Annotated in this window: 16 protein-coding genes; 3 read left to right on the forward strand and 13 right to left on the reverse strand. The window is 36.8% G+C overall.

Annotated elements, in window-relative coordinates:
- Positions 1-26 precede the first annotated feature (26 nt).
- The 7 genes from icmF to ACSVDA_RS07860 all read right to left on the reverse strand — a co-directional run bounded on the left by icmF (position 27) and on the right by ACSVDA_RS07860 (position 11277).
- Positions 27-3284 carry a fused isobutyryl-CoA mutase/GTPase IcmF gene (gene icmF / locus ACSVDA_RS07830; protein WP_485882209.1) on the reverse strand — a complete coding sequence of 1086 codons (3258 nt, stop codon included), beginning with the start codon at positions 3282-3284 and terminating at the stop codon, positions 27-29.
- A complete protein-coding gene (locus tag ACSVDA_RS07835) occupies positions 3274-3909 on the reverse strand; it encodes a TetR/AcrR family transcriptional regulator (protein WP_214480899.1) in 636 nt (211 codons plus the stop codon). The genes icmF and ACSVDA_RS07835 overlap by 11 nt, the downstream gene beginning before the upstream one ends.
- 152 nt (positions 3910-4061) lie before the next feature.
- Positions 4062-5201, reverse strand: coding sequence for an acyl-CoA dehydrogenase (locus ACSVDA_RS07840; protein ID WP_485882211.1), 1140 nt, complete (start codon positions 5199-5201; stop codon positions 4062-4064).
- A gap of 33 nt (positions 5202-5234) precedes the next feature.
- Complete coding sequence (locus ACSVDA_RS07845) at positions 5235-6368, reverse strand: acyl-CoA dehydrogenase (protein WP_485882213.1); 1134 nt, start codon at positions 6366-6368, stop codon at positions 5235-5237.
- A gap of 23 nt (positions 6369-6391) precedes the next feature.
- Complete coding sequence (locus tag ACSVDA_RS07850) at positions 6392-7243, reverse strand: 3-hydroxybutyryl-CoA dehydrogenase (RefSeq protein WP_485882215.1); 852 nt, start codon at positions 7241-7243, stop codon at positions 6392-6394.
- 46 nt (positions 7244-7289) lie between these two features.
- Entirely contained in the window at positions 7290-8471 is a 1182-nt protein-coding gene (locus ACSVDA_RS07855) for an acetyl-CoA C-acetyltransferase (protein ID WP_485882216.1), read from the reverse strand.
- A gap of 688 nt (positions 8472-9159) precedes the next feature.
- Positions 9160-11277, reverse strand: coding sequence for a (Fe-S)-binding protein (locus tag ACSVDA_RS07860; protein ID WP_485882218.1), 2118 nt, complete (start codon positions 11275-11277; stop codon positions 9160-9162).
- A 184-nt stretch (positions 11278-11461) separates the two neighbouring features.
- On the opposite strand from ACSVDA_RS07860, the gene cls reads away from it, so the two are divergent.
- Positions 11462-12664 carry a cardiolipin synthase gene (cls, locus tag ACSVDA_RS07865; RefSeq protein ID WP_485882219.1) on the forward strand — a complete coding sequence of 401 codons (1203 nt, stop codon included), beginning with the start codon at positions 11462-11464 and terminating at the stop codon, positions 12662-12664.
- Positions 12665-13427: 763 nt separating this feature from the next.
- Here cls and argS read toward each other — a convergent pair.
- From argS to speE, 4 genes are all read right to left on the reverse strand, one after another.
- Positions 13428-15098 (reverse strand): arginine--tRNA ligase, encoded by a 1671-nt coding sequence (gene argS, locus ACSVDA_RS07870; RefSeq protein ID WP_485882221.1) that lies wholly within the window; start codon positions 15096-15098, stop codon positions 13428-13430.
- Positions 15095-15541, reverse strand: coding sequence for a YwiB family protein (locus ACSVDA_RS07875; protein ID WP_485882223.1), 447 nt, complete (start codon positions 15539-15541; stop codon positions 15095-15097). Before ACSVDA_RS07875 ends, argS begins: the two co-directional genes overlap by 4 nt.
- Before the next feature lie 477 nt (positions 15542-16018).
- Positions 16019-16894, reverse strand: a complete 876-nt coding sequence (gene speB / locus ACSVDA_RS07880; RefSeq protein ID WP_485882224.1) for an agmatinase — start codon at positions 16892-16894, stop codon at positions 16019-16021.
- 39 nt (positions 16895-16933) lie between these two features.
- On the reverse strand, positions 16934-17761 hold the full coding sequence (gene speE, locus ACSVDA_RS07885) for a polyamine aminopropyltransferase (RefSeq protein WP_320207378.1): 828 nt from the start codon (positions 17759-17761) through the stop codon (positions 16934-16936).
- A 288-nt stretch (positions 17762-18049) separates the two neighbouring features.
- On the opposite strand from speE, the gene ACSVDA_RS07890 reads away from it, so the two are divergent.
- On the forward strand, positions 18050-20116 hold the full coding sequence (locus ACSVDA_RS07890) for a transglycosylase domain-containing protein (protein ID WP_485882226.1): 2067 nt from the start codon (positions 18050-18052) through the stop codon (positions 20114-20116).
- Positions 20117-20694: 578 nt separating this feature from the next.
- Here the strand turns inward: ACSVDA_RS07890 and ACSVDA_RS07895 are convergent.
- Positions 20695-21207, reverse strand: a complete 513-nt coding sequence (locus ACSVDA_RS07895; RefSeq protein WP_485882228.1) for a YwhD family protein — start codon at positions 21205-21207, stop codon at positions 20695-20697.
- A gap of 78 nt (positions 21208-21285) precedes the next feature.
- Entirely contained in the window at positions 21286-21951 is a 666-nt protein-coding gene (locus ACSVDA_RS07900) for a site-2 protease family protein (RefSeq protein WP_214480913.1), read from the reverse strand.
- A gap of 338 nt (positions 21952-22289) precedes the next feature.
- Between ACSVDA_RS07900 and ACSVDA_RS07905 the strand changes: the two genes are divergently transcribed.
- On the forward strand, positions 22290-22532 hold the full coding sequence (locus ACSVDA_RS07905; protein WP_485882230.1) for a 2-hydroxymuconate tautomerase: 243 nt from the start codon (positions 22290-22292) through the stop codon (positions 22530-22532).
- The last annotated feature ends 37 nt before the right edge of the window (positions 22533-22569 follow it).

The following is a 22569-nucleotide window of genomic DNA, read 5'->3' on the forward strand; positions in this document are numbered from 1 at the left end:
TAAACAAGGCACTTTCGCTTTTCTTTTTACATATTACGGCGGTATTGGCCGCCTACTTCGTAGAGTGCTTTTGTAATTTGGCCTAGACTCGCTACTTTTACGGTTGTCATTAATTCTTCAAAGATATTTCCTCCGTTTTTTGCAGTAGACTTCAAATTTTCCAGCGCTTTATCTACAACATTTTCGTTCCGTTTGTGGAAGCTTGTTAAATTATGAATCTGCGTTTCTTTCTCTTCTTTAGTCGCTCGAGCTAGCTCCATATTATTAATATCATCTTCAGATGGAGGATTAGGATTCACGTACGTATTTACACCAATGATCGGCAAATCTCCAGAATGCTTTTTCATCTCATAATACATCGATTCCTCTTGGATTTTTCCTCGCTGATATTGTGTTTCCATCGCACCTAACACGCCTCCACGATCGTTGATACGATCAAATTCCTGTAGAACAGCTTCTTCAACTAAATCTGTGAGTTCCTCTATAATAAAAGACCCTTGCATTGGATTTTCATTTTTAGTCAACCCATGTTCTTTCGTAATAATCATTTGAATCGCCATTGCACGTCTTACAGATTCTTCAGTTGGAGTTGTTATCGCTTCGTCATAGGCATTAGTGTGTAATGAATTACAGTTATCATGAAGTGCCATCAGTGCTTGCAAAGTAGTTCGAATATCATTAAAGTCAATTTCTTGGGCATGTAATGAACGCCCTGAAGTTTGAACATGATATTTTAGTTTTTGACTTCTTTCGTTTGCTCCATATTTATCGCGCATAACAGTCGCCCAAATACGACGGGCAACTCTTCCGATTACAGTGTACTCAGCGTCGAGACCATTGCTGAAAAAGAAAGAGAGATTTGGTGCAAAATCATCAATATTCATACCACGACTCAAATAATACTCAACATACGTAAATCCATTGGATAACGTAAAGGCTAGCTGTGAAATAGGGTTTGCTCCTGCCTCAGCAATATGATAGCCAGAAATTGAAACAGAATAGTAATTTCGTACATTATTATTTATGAAATACTCTTGTATATCTCCCATCATTCGTAAAGCAAATTCTGTTGAAAATATACACGTATTTTGACCTTGGTCTTCTTTTAAAATATCTGCTTGAACAGTTCCACGGACATTGGCTAATGTTTTCATTTTAACTTCTTCAAGCTCATGTTCTGTCAATTGTCTGGATAATTCATGTTCAATTTTCTCGACTTGTTGGCTAAATGCAGTATTCATAAACATAGCTAAAATGATTGGAGCAGGGCCATTAATAGTCATAGAGACAGATGTCGAAGGATGACATAGATCAAATCCTTTATATAGCTTGTTCATATCATCAAGCGTACAAATGCTTACACCACTTTCTCCGACTTTCCCATAAATATCAGGGCGATAATCTGGGTCCTCCCCATATAATGTAACTGAATCAAATGCTGTACTTAACCGTTTTGCCGCATCATCCTTTGATAAATAATGAAACCTTTTATTTGTTCGCTCAGGTGTCCCTTCACCTGCAAATTGACGCTTCGGATCTTCACTTTGACGCTTAAAAGGAAATACGCCAGCTGAATATGGAAATGCCCCAGGTACATTCTCTTTGTAAACCCAGCGTAAAATCTCTCCAAAATCCTCGTATTTCGGCAAAGCAATTTTAGGTATATCTAAGCCTGACAAGCTTTTCGTAGTTAACTCAGTTACTATTTCTTTTCCCCTAATCAATGAGGTAAATTGTTTAGAAGAATATTTTTTCTTTCGTTCTCCCCAACCTTCTAAAATAGCCTTTGATTCCTTCGTTAGCATATTATCATATTCATTTTTTATCGCTATTAGCGAGGAAATAACAGCCTCATTACCTTCTTTTTCTTTTACACTTGCTATTGCACCATCAAGTTGATAGAGCTTTCGAGCAACTTGCACTTGCTGTTCAGACTTTTGATGATAGTCTCGCACTGTATCAGAAACTTCCCTTAAGTAATGACGTCTATCATTCGGAATAATTATATTTTGCTTTTCAACATCTGTTACCATTTGCAAATCAGTCGTCCAATTGGTACTATATTTTTCATTAATTCTGTTAACTAAAGCAACAAATAATGTATTCGTACCAGGATCATTAAACTGACTAGCCATTGTGGCGAAAACTGGCATTTCATCTAGCTCTTTATCATACAACATATGACTGCGTTGATATTGCTTTTGTACTTGTCTTCTAGCATCCTCGGATCCTTTTCTTTCAAATTTATTAATGACTACCATATCCGCAAAATCAATCATATCAATTTTTTCTAACTGAGAAGGTGCGCCAAATTCACTCGTCATTACATACATGCTAAGATCACAAATTTCCGAAATTTCAGCATCTCCCTGACCTATTCCACTCGTTTCTACGATAATAAGATCAAACCCAGCTGCCTTCACAATAGCTATTGAATCATGAATAGCTAATGATAGCTCAGATTTTGAACCTCTTGTAGCTAAACTTCTCATATAGACATTAGGAGAAAAAATTGCATTCATGCGTATACGATCTCCTAAGAGTGCTCCTCCAGTTTTTTGTTTTGTAGGATCTATTGATAATACAGCTACTTTTATATTTGGAATTTCATTTATAAAACGACGAATAAGCTCATCGGTTAACGAGCTTTTCCCTGCACCACCAGTACCAGTTATCCCGATAACAGGTACATGCTGTCCTAAATCCTTTATGCGTTCTAGAGTAGTAGAAACTAACTCTTCAGATTCATTTACATTTATTTCGGCAGCAGTAATCATTTTTGCTATTGACCTACTATTTTTTGATTTTACCTCTTCTACTTCATCCGCTAATGAAGTCGACAACGTAGGAAAATCACATTCTGCTAACATTTTGTTAATCATTCCTTGTAACCCTAAATTCCTCCCATCATCAGGAGAAAATATTCCAGCAACTCCATACTCTTGTAGCTCTTTTATTTCACTTGGAATGATTACTCCGCCACCACCACCGTATATACGGATGTGTGAAGCTCCTTTTTCTTTCAGTAAGTCGTACATATACTTAAAATACTCAACGTGACCACCTTGGTAAGAAGATATCGCTATACCTTGAACGTCCTCTTGAACAGCAGCATTTACTACCTCTTCCACAGATCTGTTATGACCAAGGTGAATGACCTCTGCGCCACTCGCTTGGAGAATTCGCCTCATAATGTTGATTGATGCATCGTGCCCATCAAACAAACTCGACGCTGTCACAAAACGAATATGGTTTGTTGGACGATATACTTGTTCAGTATCCATGGTGCCCCCCTCTTATTCCCTTTAGTAATAATTCCGTCTGAAGTTCTATATACTCCTCTAAACTATATAATTTCTGAAGTGCCCAGCGTCGAAAGCCCCACATTTGGCCTTGCACAAAGATATTATGTGCTAGCAACTTTATCGCCCTATCACTTAGATGAAATTCATTGTTTTCGACACAGCGATTGATAACACTTTCAAACATGCCAACCATCTCTATTTCTTTTTTTAGCACATAAGGTAGCGCATCCTTAGAGAGTGATTTAGCCTCCTGATACATAACGAGTACTTCATCCTGCATTTCATCCATGACTTTAAAATAAGATGAAATAGCCAGTTTTAAGCTTTCAGTGGTCCCTTGCTTTGTATCGATATTTTCTTCTAAGCGGTTATGCACCTCATCATAAATACTGTCACATACTAAATAAAGAACATCCTCCTTCGTTCTAATGTATTCATATAAAGTTCCGATACTAAAACCAGAAGCCTTTGCTATCTCTCTTGTAGTTGTCCTATGAAAGCCTTTCGCCTTGAAAAGTGTTACTGCTCCTTTAATCATTTGGCTTCGTCTCTTTTTAACGAGTTGCTCATCCTTAACAGAAGCAAGCACCTCTCGTTTATTCATTAAATCACAACCTTCAGCGGAGATATATCTTAAGCATCGTTTGATGGGTATATACCCTACCTCTACTACGATTATTTAAAAAGGTGGTGTGAGGAAGAATCAACTCACACCTTAATTAGTATTTTGTCTTAACCTTCTAATTACCTAATTAGTCATTTCGTTAACATGCGTGATATTACAAGGCGTTGTATTTCTTGTGTTCCTTCGTATATTTGTGTAATTTTTGCATCTCTCATAAAGCGTTCAACTGGATATTCCTTCGTATAACCATACCCACCAAATACTTGTACAGCTTCCGTTGTCACTTTCATAGCAGCATCACCTGCAAATAATTTAGACATAGCAGACTCCTTACCATATGGTAAACCCTCTGACTCTAACCAAGCAGCTTGATAAGTTAATAATCTAGCCGCTTCAACACTTGTTGCCATGTCCGCTAGCTTAAAGCCTATCCCTTGCTGGGCAGCTATCGGTTTACCAAATTGATGCCTTTCCTTTGCATATTCAGTCGCTGCATCAAGTGCTCCTTGAGCAATACCAACTGCTTGAGCAGCAATGCCGTTACGCCCACCATCAAGAGTCATCATAGCAACTTTGAAGCCGTCTCCCTCTTGACCTAATAAATTCTCCTTAGGTACACGACATTCCTCAAAAATTATTTCAGTTGTTGGTGAAGAACGAATACCAAGCTTACTCTCCTTCTTACCTATAGAAAATCCAGCGAAATTTTTTTCAACAATAAACGCACTCGTGCCTTTATGTTTATGAGAAGGATCAGTTACTGCAAAAACAACGTAATAGTCTGCTATTCCACCATTCGTTATGAAAATTTTGGAGCCGTTTAGTATATAGCTATCACCATCAAGTCTTGCAGTTGTTTTCATACCTCCTGCATCCGACCCAGATCCTGGTTCTGTTAAACCATAAGCACCTACTGCACTTCCTTGCGCCATTGGAGTTAAGTATTTTTGTTTTTGCTCTTCATTGCCAAACTTAAAAATTGGCCAACCCGCTAAAGATGTGTGCGCAGATAATGTCACTCCTGTTGATGCACATACCCGAGATAGCTCCTCTATCGCGATACAATAAGCTAAATAGTCGCTACCAATTCCTCCGTATTCCTCTGGCCAAGGAATACCTGTCAAACCTAACTCTGCCATTTTTTTAAATATGCCATGATCGTATCGTTCTTCTTCATCACGCTCTGCAGCAGTAGGCGCAACCTCATTTTTTGCGAAGTCTCGGACCATTTTGCGAATCATTTCATGCTCTTCAGATAATTTGAAATGCATATCAAAATCCCCCTTAAATTAGATAGAAAACGTTTACAAATGTTTGCTAATTACAATCCGTTGTATTTCACTAGTGCCCTCATAAATTTCAGTTACTTTAGCATCACGAAATAATCTTTCGACAGGATACTCCTTCGTATATCCATATCCGCCAAATATTTGAATGGCTTCTGTTGCGTTTTCCATAGCCGTTTTGGAAGCGAACAATTTAGCAATCGATGCTTCTTTGCTACATGGCAACTGATTTTCCCGTAAAAATGCAGCTTGATAGACTAGTAGTTTTGCTGCTTCAACATTTGTAGCCATATTTGCAAGTTTAAATCCGACCCCCTGCTGTGCAGCTATCGGCTTGCCAAATTGTTGTCGTTCTTTGGCATAAGCAATTGCATGTTCTAAAGCTGCTTCAGCAATTCCTAGTGATTGAGCAGCAATGCCAATTCTTCCTACGTCAAGGTTTGCCATTGCAATCTTAAATCCTTGACCTTCTTCACCTAACAAGTTTTCAGTAGGAACCTTCATATCTTCAAAAGAAAGCTGAACTGTTCTCGATCCGTATAAACCCATTTTGTGTTCATCTTTACCAATTATTAAACCAGGTGTATCTTTGTCAACGATAAACGCTGAAATTCCCTTACTGCCTATATGGTCTTTATTAGTTCGGGCAAATACGATATACGTGTCTGCTTCCCCACCATTTGTAATAAAAATTTTCGAACCATTTATAATATAATAATCATCATGTTTTTCTGCTCTCGTTTTTAAACTAGCGGCATCAGACCCTGCACTCGGTTCAGTCAAACAAAATGCTCCTAAATATTCCCCTGACGCAAGCTTAGGTATATATTTTTGTTTTTGCTCTTCATTTCCAAAATATAGAATCGGATTTGTTCCGACAGAAGTATGCACAGATAAAATGACTCCTACCGTTGCACTTACTTTAGACAGTTCATGAATGGCAATAATATACGATGTAAAATCCATTGCAGCACCGCCATATTGCTCAGGGATAGTAATCCCCATAAGACCAAGACCCGCCATTTTATTTATAATGTGGCGTGGAAATACTCCTTGCTCCATTTGTTCAATGGACGGGGTAATTTCTGCTTGTGCAAAATCTTGAACCATCTTCCGCATCATTTCTTGTTCTTCTGTAAAATTCAGGTTCATTTTCTGTTCCCCCATATCACTAATTACTCATACACATAAAAGCCACGGCCAGTTTTCTTACCTAACCACCCAGCTTTCACATACTTTCTTAATAATGGGCATGGACGGTATTTATCATCACCAAACCCTTCGTGTAATGTCTCCATAATGTACAAGCAAGTATCTAAACCAATGAAATCTGCAAGCGTTAAAGGACCCATCGGATGATTCATCCCTAACTTCATCACTTGGTCAATTGCCTCTTCGGATGCTACACCTTCATATAACGTATAAATCGCCTCATTAATCATAGGCATAAGAATTCTATTTGAAACAAACCCTGGAAAATCATTCACTTCTACAGGGACTTTATTAAGTTGGTGTGTCATCGCTTCAATGGCTTCGTACACCTCGTCGTTTGTAGCTAAACCACGTATAATTTCTACTAACTTCATAACTGGTACAGGATTCATAAAATGCATACCAATCACTTGTTCTGGACGTTTCGTTGCTGCAGCTATTTCAGTAATTGGAAGTGATGATGTATTTGTTGCTAAAATAGCATGTTCAGGAGCAATTTGATCGAGCTCAGCAAAAATTTGTGTCTTCACTTTCATATTTTCAACTGCTGCTTCAATGACTATATCAATGTCTTTTGCATCTTGTAATTGCTCTGAAGGAGTAATTCGATCTAATATCGTTTGTTTTTGTTCTAACGACATACGGTCTTTTTCTACTTGTCTCGATAAATTTTTCGAAATATTAGCTAAGCCGCGATTTACAAATTCTTCTGTAATATCATTGAGTATGACTGAGAAGCCTGCTGTCGCACATACTTGAGCAATACCAGACCCCATCTGTCCTGCTCCAATGACCATAACTTTTTTTATATTCATTTCTATACCCCCATACCTAAAGCTTAGTTAACAGCATTTATTGACCTTATTTAACTTCAACCATGATTGCATCCCCTTGGCCTCCACCGCTACAAATAGCAGCAATTCCTAAACCACCTCCACGACGCTTTAGCTCATGAATGAGTGTAATAATAATCCTAGCTCCACTAGCTCCAATTGGATGCCCAAGTGCTACTGCACCCCCATTTACATTCACTTTTTCTTGGTCAAGTGATGCTATTTTTCCACTTGCTAATGCCACAGCGGCGAATGCTTCATTGATTTCAAATAAATCGATGTCGTCTACTGTTTTTCCAGTTTTCTTAAGGATTTCATTTATGACTAAACCAGGTGTCTTCGGAAAGTCTTTAGCTTCAACAGCGATAGCTGCATGCCCAACGATTGTTGCAAGAGGTTCTCTGCCTTCACGTTGTGCCCTCTCTTCACTCATAAGAACTAGAGCTCCAGCTCCATCATTAACACCTGGAGCATTACCTGCTGTAATCGTGCCAGTTTGATCAAATACTGGCTTTAAAGTTGATAACTTTTCGATAGATGTATCTTTTCTAGGTGCTTCATCTTGCTCAACAATGATAGATTCTCCTCTACGTTGAGGTACTTCAACAGATACAATTTCTTCAGCAAGCTTACTTGATTCGATTGCCGAAATAGCGCGTTGATGACTTCTGAAAGCCCATTGATCTTGCTCTTCTCTGCTAAGTTCAAATTCTGCAGCTACACCATTTCCATATGTACCCATATGCACTCCAGTGAAGCTACATGTTAAACCGTCGTGAATCATCAAATCTTTAACGTCCGCATCACCCATTCTCATACCCCACCGAGCTTTTGGCATCATGTAAGGTGCATTACTCATCGATTCCATCCCACCAGCAACGATCACTTCTTCATCTCCAGCACGAATAATTTGATCAGCTAAAGTGACACTGCGTAAGCCTGATGCACAAACTTTATTTATCGTTTCAGTTTTTACCTCCCAAGGGATTCCAGCTAATTTAGAAGCTTGGCGTGAAGGAATTTGACCTTGTCCCCCTTGTAGCACAGAGCCTAGAATCACTTCATCTACATCTGTAGCTTCCACATTCGCACGTACTAGTGCTTCCTTGACAGCTATAGCGCCTAAATCTACAGCTTTTTTAGAACTTAGACCGCCTCCAAATTTCCCAAAAGGTGTACGAACCCCACTTAAAATAACTGTTTTCCCCATGTAAATCCCCTCCATAAATCTTGTGGTTTATTTAGTAAGCGTTTTCATTTTGCGTTAAAAAATGTCTTTACATGAATTCGAAGTATCTTTTCTTCCTAATAAGATGTCAATCATATGGAGTATACTTTGCTGTCGTAATGAATGATCATTGCAACAAAGCTACGAAAAGAGCCGAATTAGTAAAGCGCAATGCTTCCCATACTATCTAAAACCGATCTACGTCTTGTCGGCAACGGTAGTATGTCGTCAACTATGATTACTTTTATGCACCGACTTTTCACTTAGGAGTTGTAGAGTGAAGCGACTCAGTACAGCTTGAATATGTGCCAGCACCTTATGCTTGCCAAAAGAACTGCTCTGTATAGCTGACTGAACGCTCGCTCACTCATCTCCATTTTAAGGAGGTGTACTTAAGCACACCTCTAAAATACTAACTTTGATTTAGGCTGTTTTCGCATTGATTGTTGTTATTCGTATTAAGAAATAAACCTTACTCAACTAGTGTTCGTGGCATCTTTTCTTCTATACAAAGATGACAAACAATATAAATCCAGTTTTGTGGTACTAAATTGATAACAATAGCAACAAAGTTTACGAAAAGAGCTTTAATTTATAACTCTATTGTACTGAAAAATAGTCAAAATAGAAATACTTTACTAAATTTTCTATCTGTTTCTTATTACTAAAATTAAGATGCTACTTCTTCTGTATTACCAATGACTGATTTTTCTAAAAGTTCTGCTACATCATAAGTTCCAATACGCTCTTCAACTTCCTTTGCCTTCGTTCCATCACTTAACATTGTTAAACAGTATGGACATCCAGAACTAATAACAGTTGGATTCACAGCTAATGCTTGCTCAGTTCTAGCAACATTTACACGGTTTCCTGTCGTTTCTTCCATCCACATCAGTCCTCCACCTGCTCCACAACACATACCTGTTTCACGCTTACGTTCCATCTCAATAAGCTCCACACCAGGAATAGCTTTTAAAATATCACGCGGTGGTTCATACACTTCATTGTATCTACCTAAATAACAAGAATCATGGAATGTAATTGTTTCTTTTACTTCGTGCTTAGGAACTAACTTACCTTCTTTTACTAATTGATCTAGAACTTCAGTATGATGGAATACTTCAGCTTCTAACCCGAAGTCCGGATACTCATTTTTGAAAGTATTATAAGCATGTGGATCGATTGTTACAATCTTCTTCACATCATGTTTTTGTAGCTCAGCTATATTATTCGTAGCTAGTTCTTGGAATAAAAATTCGTTACCTAAGCGTCTTGGCGTATCACCTGAGTTTTTCTCTTTGTTACCAAGGATAGCAAATTTTACTCCTGCTTCATTCAATAACTTAGCGAATGATAGTGTTATTTTTTGGCTACGATTATCAAATGCTCCCATCGATCCAACCCATAATAAATATTCAAACTGTTCACCTGATTTTTTCATTTCTTTCACTGTTGGGATATTCACATCTTCACGAATATCACGCCATTTGTCTTTTTCTTTACGGTTTAATCCCCATGGGTTACCTTGTCGCTCGATATTCGTCATTGCACGTTGAGCATCTGCATCCATTTTTCCTTCTGTAAGAACGAGATAACGGCGAAGGTCAATAATTTTATCTACATGTTCATTCATTACAGGACATTGATCTTCACAGTTTCTACATGTTGTACATGCCCATAGCTCCTCCTCCGTAATGACATCACCAATTAAGCTCGGGTTATATGCAAGCTCTATAGCTGCTGCAGATTCACTCACACCTTTTCCAGCGCCAGATACAGCTAATTGATTCCCTTGTGTATTTGAAAATGCAAATGTTGGTACCCAAGGAGCCTGTGAAGTAATAGCTGCTCCCTTATTAGTTAAATGATCTCGTAGCTTTAAAATGATATCCATCGGTGAGAGCATTTTTCCAGTTCCTGTTGCAGGACACATATTCGTACAGCGTCCACACTCAACACAGGCGTATAAATCAATTAATTGTGTTTGAGTAAAGTCTTCAATTTTCCCTACCCCATAAGTTTCTTGCGTTTCATCTTCAAAATCGATCTTTTCAAGCTTTCCAGGGTTTGATAAACGATTAAAAAATACATTGGCAGGACCTGCAATAAGATGAGCATGTTTAGATTGTGGTACGTAAACTAAAAACGTTAATAAAATAAGTAAATGAATCCACCATGACACATAAAAGACAACGATTGAAGCTGTTTCACCAATCCATCCAAAAAGGTATGCTAACGAAGAAGCAACTGGCTCACTCCACGATAACTCTTCACCATGCCATACTAACCCCATGCCATTACCAAGAAGAACTGAAACCATTAAGCCACCGATAAATATAAGCACTAAACCTGACTTAAATCCCCTTTTTAAACGAACAAGCTTTTCGATATACCGACGATAAAATGCCCAAATAACAGCTACTAAAATGACTAAAGTAACAATCTCTTGAAAAAAAGTAAACGCAGGATATAAAGGCCCTAGCGGTAGATGAGAACCCGGCTTTAATCCTTTCCAAATAAAGTCAATCGCTCCAAATTGAACGAGGATAAAACCATAAAAGAACATGACATGAATTACGCCACTTTTTTTATCCTTCAATAATTTTTTTTGACCAAACACGTTTACCCATATTTTATTCATGCGTTCTTTGTATTTTTTATCAAATTCAACCTTCTTCCCTAGCTTTATATACGCAATTCTTGTTTTCACAAGATATGCAAATAAATATAAACCGTAAGCGGTTACAAGTAGGAATGCTATTAAGTTAATAATAAGTAGATTCTCCACGGTAGTAATCTCCCCTCAAATAATTAATTTTCTGACTAATATTATAATTCCATTATATAATGAATGAGCATTCAGTCAATATTTTTTATATAAATAATGAACTCTTATTATTTTTTGCAAAAAATAAAATCAGCTAAAATCGGTAAAAATAACACAATGATGTATTGGATGGAGGGATAAATGAATGAAATTTGTTCTTTTTCTAGCAATATTGTTGTTACTCTTAATTATGTGGGTACGTTGGGATTTAAAACTTGGACGACATAAGTATATGAAAAAAGTAACGGATAAAACATATCCATTACATCAAGGTGAATTAAGCTTGTTTACAAATGGTCATGAATTCTTCAATGATTATTTTCAATACATTAGAAACGCAGAAACACACATTCATGTGCTATTTTTTATTATTAAAAATGATGAGATTAGCTCCGAGTTTTTTTCATTATTAAAGAAAAAGGCAAGGGAAGGCGTTGAAGTTCGTTTACAAGTAGACTGGCTCGGTGGGTTTAAAGTTTCTAAACAAATTGTACGGTCTTTACGTGAAAATGGAATCTCCTTCTCTTATAGCAACACTCCTAAGTTCCCATTCTTTTTTTATACACTAAATAGACGTAATCATCGAAAAATAACAATTATAGATGGAAAAGTTGGCTATCTAGGTGGGTTTAACGTCGGAAGAGAATACTTAGGGAGAGATCCTAAAATGGGATTTTGGCGTGATTATCATTTGAAAATTATCGGAGAAGGAGTTGCTGACTTACAAAAACAGTTTAATAAAGATTGGTATTCGGCAACAAAAGAAAAGCTTAAAGACGAACCAAAGAAGATAAAGTTAAACGAAGATTCCATTGTATTACACCGTATCGTACCTTCTGATGGGGCATTTCTAAAAGAATCTTTCATTACAATGATAAAACAAGCTAAAAGAGAAATTTATATAGGGACCCCCTACTTTATTCCTGGTAAAGAAATTGTCAATGAATTACTTGCTGCAGCAGAGAGAGGAGTGAACATCAATATTCTCGTCCCAATGAAAGCTGATCATCCATTTGTTAAAGAAGCTGCATATCCATTCTTTAAGCCATTGCTCGTTGCTGGTTGTCATATATTTCGGTTTTATAACGGATTCTATCATGCAAAAGTCGTAGCAATCGATGATGACATATGTGATATCGGGACTGCAAATTTTGACAAAAGGAGCTTTTTTATCAATCATGAAATTAACTGCTTCATTTATGATCAGAAATTTAATGAACAAGTGAAGACGACAATAAAAGAAGACATTCAACTTGCCGAACCATTAACGATTGATTACTTTACAAAACGCTCGTTACTAGATCAAGGTAAAGAATCTTTTTCAACATTAATCAATGGTTTTTTATAAGAAAAGCGAAAGTGCCTTGTTTATCCCCGACAAGTGCTGGAAGCTTTTCTCAAGAAGTCGCTTTTTGACTTCATGTGAAATGGTGAAGCGACTCGAGAGGTAAGGAGGCGGAGCTGGACAAAGAAAAGCGAAGCCGACTGCATAGTCCCGACAAGCACTGGAAGCATTTCATAAGAAGGCGCTTTTTGCCTTCAGATGAAATGGTGAAGTGACCTCGAGGGACTGGGAGGCGGAGCTAGACAAAAAGAAAAGCGAAAGGCGCCAGCTTATCTGCGACAAGCATAAGGCGAGCCGGCTAGAAGGTTGCTTTTTAACCTTCTCGTTGGTTTGACTTATGACCTCGAGCCGATGGCGCCTGTAGCTGGACAAAGAAAAGCGAAAGGCGCCAGCTTATCTGCGACAAGCATAAGGCGAGCCGGCTAGAAGGTTGCTTTTTAACCTTCTCGTTGGTTTGACTTATGACCTCGAGGGGATAGGCACTGTAGCTGGACAGGAAGAAAAGCGAAGCCGACCCAATTCCACCTAAAAGCCGCCCACGTCCTGTGGGCAATGGTGGAATGTCGTCATCCATGACTCCCCCGACAAGCGTTGGAAGCATTTCACGTGAAGTCGCTTCTTGCCTTCATTGAAATGATGAAGCGACAAATCCATAGACAACCCAGCAGATAAACGCTGAAGCGTAAACAAACGAAAGGATAGTATTTTTACTACCCTTTCGTTTAAATATAATATACTATAAAAATCGTTGACCACTTGCGATAAACTACATTTGTTCAGGTGCTGAAACTCCTACTATAGATAGTGCACTCCGTAAAGTTATTTGTACTGCTTTCATAAGCGCAAGGCGAGCTTTACTTTGTTCTTTATTTTCTATGTTAATCACTTTTTCAGCATTATAAAAACTATGCAGTGCTGTAGACAGATCATAAATATAATTTGTTATACGATGTGGAATGCGCTTTTGTGCTGCTTCACTTACAACTATCGGATATTCACCTAACTTTTTGAGAAGGTCAATTTCCTTTTCAGATGTAATGTGTTGTAAAGCTATTTCTTCATCAATTAATAAGCCTTGCTCCTCACCTTGACGTAGCATACTACAAATCCGTGCATGAGCATATTGGGCATAGTATACGGGATTTTCATTAGACTTTGATACCGCTAAATCAAGATCAAAATCAAGGTGTGAATCTGGACTGCGCATCGCAAAGAAATAACGAACTGCGTCAAGACCAACCTCATCAATGAGCTCTCGCATTGTAACAGCTTTACCAGTACGTTTACTCATTTTGACCTTTTCCCCATTTTTAAATAAGTTAACCATTTGTATGATTTCTACTTCAAGTGTATCTTTTTCATACCCTAGTGCTTGTATAGCTGCTTTCATTCTCGGAATATAACCGTGGTGATCTGCTCCCCAAATATTAATAAGTTTCTCAAAACCACGATCCAACTTATCTTGATGGTAAGCAATATCTGGAGTTAGATACGTATATGAGCCATCATTTTTGATTAACACGCGATCCTTGTCATCACCAAAAGTTGTGGAGCGGAACCATGTTGCACCATCCTCTTCATATACATGTCCATTTTCACGCAATGTTTTAAGTGCTGTATCAATTTTACCGTTTTCATATAATGAAGTTTCTGAGAACCATTTGTCAAAGGAAACTCTAAACGCTTCCAGATCCTTTTGTAGTTTACTAAGCTCAAACTGTAAACCATACTCACGAAAATATGTAAATCGTTCATTTTCATCCATATGAACAAATTTATCACCATGTTGCTCTGCAAGCTCTTTTCCAATTCCAATAATATCTTCCCCATGATAACCGTCTTCTGGCATGTCTTGCGACACCCCAAGTGCCTGCATGTACCGTGCTTCCACAGAGTAAGCTAAATTATTGATCTGGTTGCCAGCATCGTTTATATAATATTCTCTACTAACATCATATCCTGCCTTTGCCAAAACATTAGATAATGTATCACCCACCGCTGCGCCTCGTGCATGACCTAAATGAAGATCGCCTGTTGGATTCGCTGATACGAACTCTACTTGAATGGTTTCTTTTCGACCAACATTTGTCTCTCCATATGAATCACCAGCCTTTAATATCGTTGGAATTAACTCGGTTAAATAGCTGTTGTTCATGTGAAAATTAATAAATCCTGGACCAGCTATGTCAATTTTTTCAATAGATGCCTTCGATTTGTCGAAATTATTCACTAGCTCTTCTGCAATCATTCGAGGTGCTTTTTTAGCGATTCTAGCAAGCTGCATTGCCATATTTGTAGAATAATCACCGTGTACCTTCTCTTTGGGTATTTCTAGAATAATCTCTGGAAGTTGCTCTCTTGTAGCTAACCCCGCCTTAACGACAGCTTCAGATATTTCATCCTTCAATCGATCCTTTACTTGCTCAACAATGTTCATATTTGTTCCTCCCTAAATTGTATTGTTACATTGTACCGCCCAGCTAATTCTCCTTGTATTCGTAACCAATATGTTAACAACAAGTATCCACTTTTCTTATCTTCAGTCCACTCGTACTTTATTTGTTCGGTTGTCGTAACCATTTCAAATAAGCCAATTTCATTTCGATATTTTCCGTATGTTTCCTTATGTTGCTGAAAATACTGCTTCATTGATACGGCACCTTTACGCATAATCAGCACGTCACCATGTTCATTTATTTTAATAATCGTTTTAATTTCATGTGGTGCTTCACTTTCATTAAAAGACAAATATGTAGTTTTTCCTTTTATGTAGTATAAACCATTTGTCGTAAAAGCAACACGATCGCTTTTTGAGCCATCTTTTATTTCAGAAACAAAATTAACTTTAATTGGAATACCTTTTCCATTTGATTGAACCAAAATATACACTTCCTCAAACGTACGTTATTGACTTAAATAGTATAATGATTCTTAAAAAAAAGTTCAAATACATTTGCTAGTTTTCACTTGGATTTGCTGTTTCTATCCGATTGTTCAATAACCATTATCAACTTTTCCAGCTAATCTTAGTGTTATCATTTCAAATTAGTAGTAATACCAGGTCATTGACTTACTAAAATATCTCTGATTGCTTTTATTAGCCGAATTATACCTCTTACTGTCCAAATTGAGTCGTTTACTGTCCGAATTCAGTTCCTTACTGTCCAAAATCGATGCTTTACTGTCCGAATTCAGTTCCTTACTGTCCAAAATCAGCTCTTTACTGTCCAAACCTCATCTCGCTATTAAAGAAAAAACTGAACTTTTTTAACAAATAGTTCAGTCTTTTACACAAATTTTGAATGGATTTAAATTCAATGACATAGCGTAGAATATGAAATTACTGTCTTTCAAACATTACTTCTTTACCCAACCGAGTAAAATTTCACGCACGAATTTACTAGCAGCAATTTGTGTTTGTTCAGTAGGATCATACGCAGGTGCTACCTCTACTAAATCCGCGCCAATAATATTTAGCTGAGAATTAGAAATAAGTGTAATGGCATCCAAGAGCTCTTTTGAAGTAATTCCTCCGGCTTCAGCAGTACCTGTTCCAGGAGCATGAGCAGGGTCTAAGACGTCAATATCTATCGTTACATATACATTCCGACCAGCAAGTTTAGGTAATACTTCTTTCAAAGGCTCAACCACATCAAATTTAGCCATATACATGCCTGAATCCTTTGCAAATTGGAATTCTTCCTTCATTCCTGAACGAATGCCGAAAGAATAAACATTTTCTGCCCCAATCAGTTCACATGCTTTTCGAATTGGCGTCGAGTGTGATAAAGGCTCACCTTCATATTCTTCTCGTAAATCAGCATGTGCATCTATATGAATAATCGCCATATCCTGATATTTGTTATACATCGCTTTAAAAACCGGCCACGAAACAAGATGCTCTCCACCTAACCCAAGTGGAAACTTATTAGCTTGTAGTACTTTCGTTACAAATTCTTCAATCATTTGTAGACTTCTCGCAGGATTTCCGAATGGAAGTGGAATGTCTCCAGCATCATAATATTTTACTTCATCTAAATGTCTATCTACATACGGACTATATTCCTCTAGCCCAAGTGACACTTCACGAATACGAGCAGGACCAAACCTTGATCCTGGTCGGAAGCTAACTGTCCAGTCCATCGGCATTCCATAGATCACAGCATCACTTTCTTCTAGCAGTGGATGGCTGTTAATGAAAACATTTCCTGAATAAGCTTCATCAAAACGCATTTTGCTTCCCCCATTCTAAAGATACTTCATTATTGTAAACTACTTCGTTAAGTCACTAACAAATTTCGGAAGCACAAAAGCTGCTTTATGAAGCTCTTGCGTATAATATTTCGTATCAATATCATGAAATCTACCATCTTCTACTTGAAGTGGGTCATATTTCTTTGAACCTAATGTAAATGTCCATAACCCGCTAGGATATGTCGGTATATTTGCAGTATATAGACGAGTTAGTGGGAAAATTTCTTTCACATCTTTTTGTACAGTTGCAATTAACTCTGGCTTAAACCATGGATTATCTGTTTGTGCAACAAAGATCCCATCCTCTTTTAAGGCTTTTGAAATCCCTGCATAAAAACCCTTTGAAAATAGATTGACTGCAGGACCAACTGGTTCAGTTGAATCTACCATAATAACATCATACTCATTTTCACTTTCGGCAATATGCATGAAGCCATCACCGACTATGACTTCTACTCGTGGATTGTCAAAGTGGCTGGCAATGCTCGGTAAGTATTTCTTTGAATACTCAATAACTTTACCATCTATTTCCACTAAAGTGACTTTTTTTACACTTGGGTGCTTAAGAACTTCACGGATTACCCCACCATCTCCACCGCCTACAACTAGTACATTTTCTGGATTAGGGTGAGAAAATAACGGTACATGGGCAACCATTTCATGATATACAAATTCGTCCTTTTCAGTTGTCATAACCATGCCATCAAGAACGAGCATATTTCCAAATTGTTCAGTTTCGATCATATCTAATTTTTGAAAGTCAGTTTGCTCTGTATGTAAAGTACGCTTAATTTTCGCTGTTATTCCATAACTCGCAGTTTGTTTTTCTGTAAACCATAGTTCCATTTGTTCCTCTTCCTTTCTATCTTTAAGCTTCTATTAGTTTTCCCAAACATGATCAGGAAATGTAAATAAGAAAAGCACAACGCGCAATACCACCGTTGCTCACACCTTGCGAGTAGCGGTGGAATGTTGTCATCCAAATCTTATGAGGCACTTTATACCGTCAGCAAGATATTAGCTAAAAAAATTATAGATGAATCTAGCAAAATTGCAAGCAAATTTTTTAGCAAGGTATAAAAAAGAAAAATCCACCCCATACTGTTTTTGTGATAGAAAGATGAGGTGATTAGTATGGAAATCATCACAAATCAACGATTTAAAAAAGCACTTAAGTATTTTAGAGCTCTTATTTTTGTTACTCTTATACTACTAATCTTAATGTCGATAACTTTAATTTCTCTTTTTTCATATGCAACCGTTAAAGGTGCCCCACCACTAACTGTACCGCAATCTACAATTTACTATGCAAATGACAATGTCATCATAGGTGAAAGCCATAGCAAAGAAAAGCGATACTGGATTTCACTTGATCATATTTCCCCTTCTTTAATCGCAGCAACGATTGCTATAGAAGATCAAAGTTTTTTTTCACACCCTGGATTTGATTTTAAACGAATTGCAGGTGCTGCGATAGCAGATATAAAAGCCTTAGCGAAGGTTCAGGGAGCAAGTACAATTACACAACAATATGCAAGAAACTTATTTTTAGAGCATGATAAAACATGGAAAAGAAAATTCCATGAAGCACTTTATACCATTCGTTTAGAAATGAACTATAGCAAAAATGACATTTTAGAGGGTTATTTAAATACCATATACTATGGACATGGGACTTATGGAATTGAAGCAGCTGCTCAATACTATTTTGGGAAGTCAGCTAAAGATTTAACGTTAAGTGAAGCAAGTATGTTAGCGGGTATTCCAAAAGGGCCGTCACATTATTCACCACTTATTAACGAAGAAAAAGCAAAAGATCGGCAATGGACCATATTAAATGCTATGGTTAATAACAACTACATTACAGAAAATGAAGCAAGCAAAGCCTATAATCAACAAATACAATATGTCGAACAGCAAAAGGTTAAGCATGAAGAAGTAGGACTCTATTTCCAGGACATTGTAAAGAATGAACTAGTGAACAAACTAAACATTGATGAACGGGTTATTGAAATGGGCGGACTTCACGTTTATACAACACTCGATATAGAGCTACAGAAATTAGCTGAGGAATCAATTTCTAACACCATTAATCCTTCATCTGATATACAAGTGAGTTTCGTAGCTTTGGATCAATATACCGGTGAAGTAAAAGCATTGGTTGGAGGAAGAGATTATGATGAAAGTCCCTTTAATCGGGCTGTTCAAGCAGAAAGGCAGCCAGGGTCAACTTTTAAACCTTTTTTATATTATGCTGCTTTAGAAAAAGGTTTTACTGCCTCAACCAAGTTACGAAGTGAACAAACAACCTTTATCTTTGATGAAGGAAGAGCAACTTATACACCTCATAATTATAATAATTATTACGCCGATGATACGATTACATTAGCACAAGCAATGGCTCTGTCCGATAATGTATATGCAGTAAAAACTAATTTATATTTAGGGAATAATATTCTTGTAGAAACTGCTAATAAATTGGGGATTACAAGCAAACTAGACAATGTACCGTCATTAGCTCTTGGTACTTCTCCTGTCAGGATGATTGACATGGTTCAAGCGTACGCTACTATTGCTAACAATGGAAAACAGGTACACCCTACTTACATCACAAAGGTTATTGATCATCATGGAAATGTTATTTTTGAAGAGGCTCCATCATCTGAACAAGTTCTTGATCCAGACCTAGCATTTGTTACAACGCAGCTAATGAAAGGAATGTTTGACGAGAAATTAAACGATTATACGAATGTAACAGGTAGCATTATTCAAAATGATTTAACTAGGCTATATGCTGGAAAATCCGGCACTACAAAGACCGATAGCTGGATGATTGGTTATTCACCACAAATAGTAACCGGCATTTGGACAGGTTATGACAGAGATTACACCATAGACAAAGTAGATGAAAGAGCTTATTCAAAACGTATATGGGCAAATTTTATGGAACAATCATTAACAAAGGAACCTGTGCTCACTTTTCGAAACACAACTGGGAATCTTAAAAAAGTGTTTATTAACCCCGACAACGGAAAGTTAGCAACAAAAGATTGTCCTATTACATTACAAATGTATTATGTTAAAGGAACTGAACCAGAGGAATATTGTGATGAACATTCAGATAAGCCACCACTTGATAAAAAACAAACACCTATAGAAGATAAAGGTTGGTTTAAACGGTTTATTGACTGGTTTAATTAGGCTGTTTTTTGGATTCTTGTTTTCCGTTTTAGGAAATAAAAACAGCTAGAGTTCATGGCATCTTTTCTTCTATAAGATGATGACTAACGTATAAAGTCATTTATTTAGGTACAATTTGTTGATAATAGCAACAATCTTTATGAAAAGAGCAATTATAAGTATGCTAACAAACTTACTCGTACAAACAAGCCTACCTATTAAATATTGGATCTTACATTTATTGTTGTTAAGTAACAACATGATTTATTCAATGATATAACATGAATTGAGCAAAGCATGACATTAAAATAAGTAAAAAACCCTTAACTAATAATACATAGTTAAGGGTTTTTGTCCTAGTTTTCACATGTGAATAACATTAAAACTAAGTTTACTCCGATTCGTTTAAAACATCAAAATTAATCATTATAAAATCTGGTGCTTATTAATCAAGATGAGAAGATACGGTAAGTAACAGCTATCGTTATAACAGAAAAAGAAACTACGAACTCTAGCAGAATGTGTTACTTCTTAATACGAAATACCAATCGCTGAGAAAACAATCTTAAATTGTAATGACTCAAGAGGATATAATTGCATTATGATTGTAGATCATTCTTTAGCTGCTCACCAGATCTATTCCACATATCAATATTATGCTCTTGTAAAAATTCTGCTAGCACTTGCTTTGAAGCTACATCCATATGTTCAACAATAATCTGGCGCTTAAGCGATTTATCCATATTATTTACATGTTCAGGGAGCGATTTATACCCACGGCGTATGTCACGATCAACAGTCATTTCACATGCAGTTACACCTGTATAAAACGGTCCTTCCTCATTTTGTTCTATCGTAACCCAAACGAGCCAATATAGTTTTCCATTAGGTACTTCATCTCTGTTTGGTAGAAATTTTATCCCTCTTTCCACATCACTACGAGCATGCATTGCACCGATATCAACAACAGCAGATTTTTCTTCTACATCAATAATAACAGGCGATATATTATCTAAGCTTAAAACACCTACTCCAAACCCACCATGGCCGTCTGTCGAATCACTTTTTTTTATAATTGTAAACCCAACTTTTTTCTTGTTATCTTTTTCCATACCATATCTTCCTCCTTTGCGAAACTGCTATATTGAAGTTACTTCATTACACTGTAGTAACATGACTTGCAAAATACACTAAAATATAATATTCATTATGGTTGCTAGTATGTTATTAACAAAAGGAATAAACGTATTAAAAATCGGTTGAATTGTATATCTGTCTAAAGGTGTTATAACTAATATTAAAAAAATGAGAGCTCCATAGTTTTCATACTGTGTCAATTTTGCCCGAATATCAGGTGGTGATAAGTCTTCAATGACGCGATACCCATCAAGTGGTGGAAATGGTAACAAGTTAAATACAAATAGAAGAACATTTAAATTTATTAGTATAATAAAAAACGAATATAAGCTGTCACCAAACCCTATTGGTAAAAGGCCAATGATACCAAAATGAACCATAGCATTCAAAATGAATAGCCCAACAAAAGCTATTACCAAATTACTTAACGGTCCAGCTATTGATACTAAGACACCAGCTAAACGAGGATTTTTAAAGAAGTAACGATTAACGGGTACTGGCTTAGCCCAACCAAAACCTGCAATAAATATTAATAAAGTACCTATTGGATCCAAATGTGAAAGTGGTGAAAGTGTAAGTCTGCCTTGATTTTTTGCTGTCATATCACCAAATTTATATGCGACATAAGCATGAGCAAATTCGTGTAAGGTAAATGCTATTACTAAAGCAATTACTACATATGGGATTTGTTCAATAGGAAATGCTAAAAAATTGCTCACTTTGTTTCTCCTTTTTGTTCACTTTTTATACATGCAATAATAGTATACACAATTGACTATGAAAATTCGAATTGTTAAATTAAACGTGGTAGAATTAAAACGAAAGGCGGAGAATTTCTAACAAGCACTACAACTTTAATACATAAGTGTACTGTTTACCTTAGAATGTTAGGGAAAAGTGAGCCCAAAGATAAGGCGCTAAAACAAATGTGGAAACATCTTAACATTTCATAATAACCGGGGAATCCTAATGCATGGAGTGGTTTGACCTCTGAGCTAAACTTTGAAAAGCCTGTCCATATGGATAGTGTCCATACTATGAATATAGCTCCTCTGCAATGCACATACATGTTAATTTTAATATACCTTACAACTGTAAAAAGGAGAGACATCAAATGCCATATATTACTGTCAAAATGCTTGAGGGACGTTCAGAAGAACAAAAGAAACAGCTTGTTGAAAAAGTAACTGCTGCTGTTTCCGAAACAACAGGTGCACCTGCTGAAAAAATTGTAGTATTTATAGATGAGATGACTAAAAGTCATTATGCTGTTGGTGGAAAACGTTTAAGTGATGAATAAAAGGTAGACATTAAAGGGATGAGTGATTAGCTCATTC

Origin of the sequence: Cytobacillus sp. Hm23 (assembly GCF_051842895.1) — a bacterium.
In the GTDB taxonomy this organism is placed as follows: Bacteria; Bacillota; Bacilli; order Bacillales; family SM2101; genus Nanhaiella.

Excerpts from the sequence above, each read along its gene's own strand:
- icmF (WP_485882209.1), bottom strand. The coding sequence starts at position 3,284 with ATGGATACTGAACAAGTATATCGTCCAACAAACCATATTCGTTTTGTG.
- ACSVDA_RS07835 (WP_214480899.1), bottom strand. The coding sequence starts at position 3,909 with ATGAATAAACGAGAGGTGCTTGCTTCTGTTAAGGATGAGCAACTCGTT.
- ACSVDA_RS07840 (WP_485882211.1), bottom strand. The coding sequence starts at position 5,201 with ATGCATTTCAAATTATCTGAAGAGCATGAAATGATTCGCAAAATGGTC.
- ACSVDA_RS07845 (WP_485882213.1), bottom strand. The coding sequence starts at position 6,368 with ATGAACCTGAATTTTACAGAAGAACAAGAAATGATGCGGAAGATGGTT.
- ACSVDA_RS07850 (WP_485882215.1), bottom strand. The coding sequence starts at position 7,243 with ATGAATATAAAAAAAGTTATGGTCATTGGAGCAGGACAGATGGGGTCT.
- ACSVDA_RS07855 (WP_485882216.1), bottom strand. The coding sequence starts at position 8,471 with ATGGGGAAAACAGTTATTTTAAGTGGGGTTCGTACACCTTTTGGGAAA.
- cls (WP_485882219.1), top strand. The coding sequence starts at position 11,462 with ATGAAATTTGTTCTTTTTCTAGCAATATTGTTGTTACTCTTAATTATG.
- argS (WP_485882221.1), bottom strand. The coding sequence starts at position 15,098 with ATGAACATTGTTGAGCAAGTAAAGGATCGATTGAAGGATGAAATATCT.
- speB (WP_485882224.1), bottom strand. The coding sequence starts at position 16,894 with ATGCGTTTTGATGAAGCTTATTCAGGAAATGTTTTCATTAACAGCCAT.
- speE (WP_320207378.1), bottom strand. The coding sequence starts at position 17,761 with ATGGAACTATGGTTTACAGAAAAACAAACTGCGAGTTATGGAATAACA.
- ACSVDA_RS07890 (WP_485882226.1), top strand. The coding sequence starts at position 18,050 with ATGGAAATCATCACAAATCAACGATTTAAAAAAGCACTTAAGTATTTT.
- ACSVDA_RS07895 (WP_485882228.1), bottom strand. The coding sequence starts at position 21,207 with ATGGAAAAAGATAACAAGAAAAAAGTTGGGTTTACAATTATAAAAAAA.
- ACSVDA_RS07905 (WP_485882230.1), top strand. The coding sequence starts at position 22,290 with ATGCACATACATGTTAATTTTAATATACCTTACAACTGTAAAAAGGAG.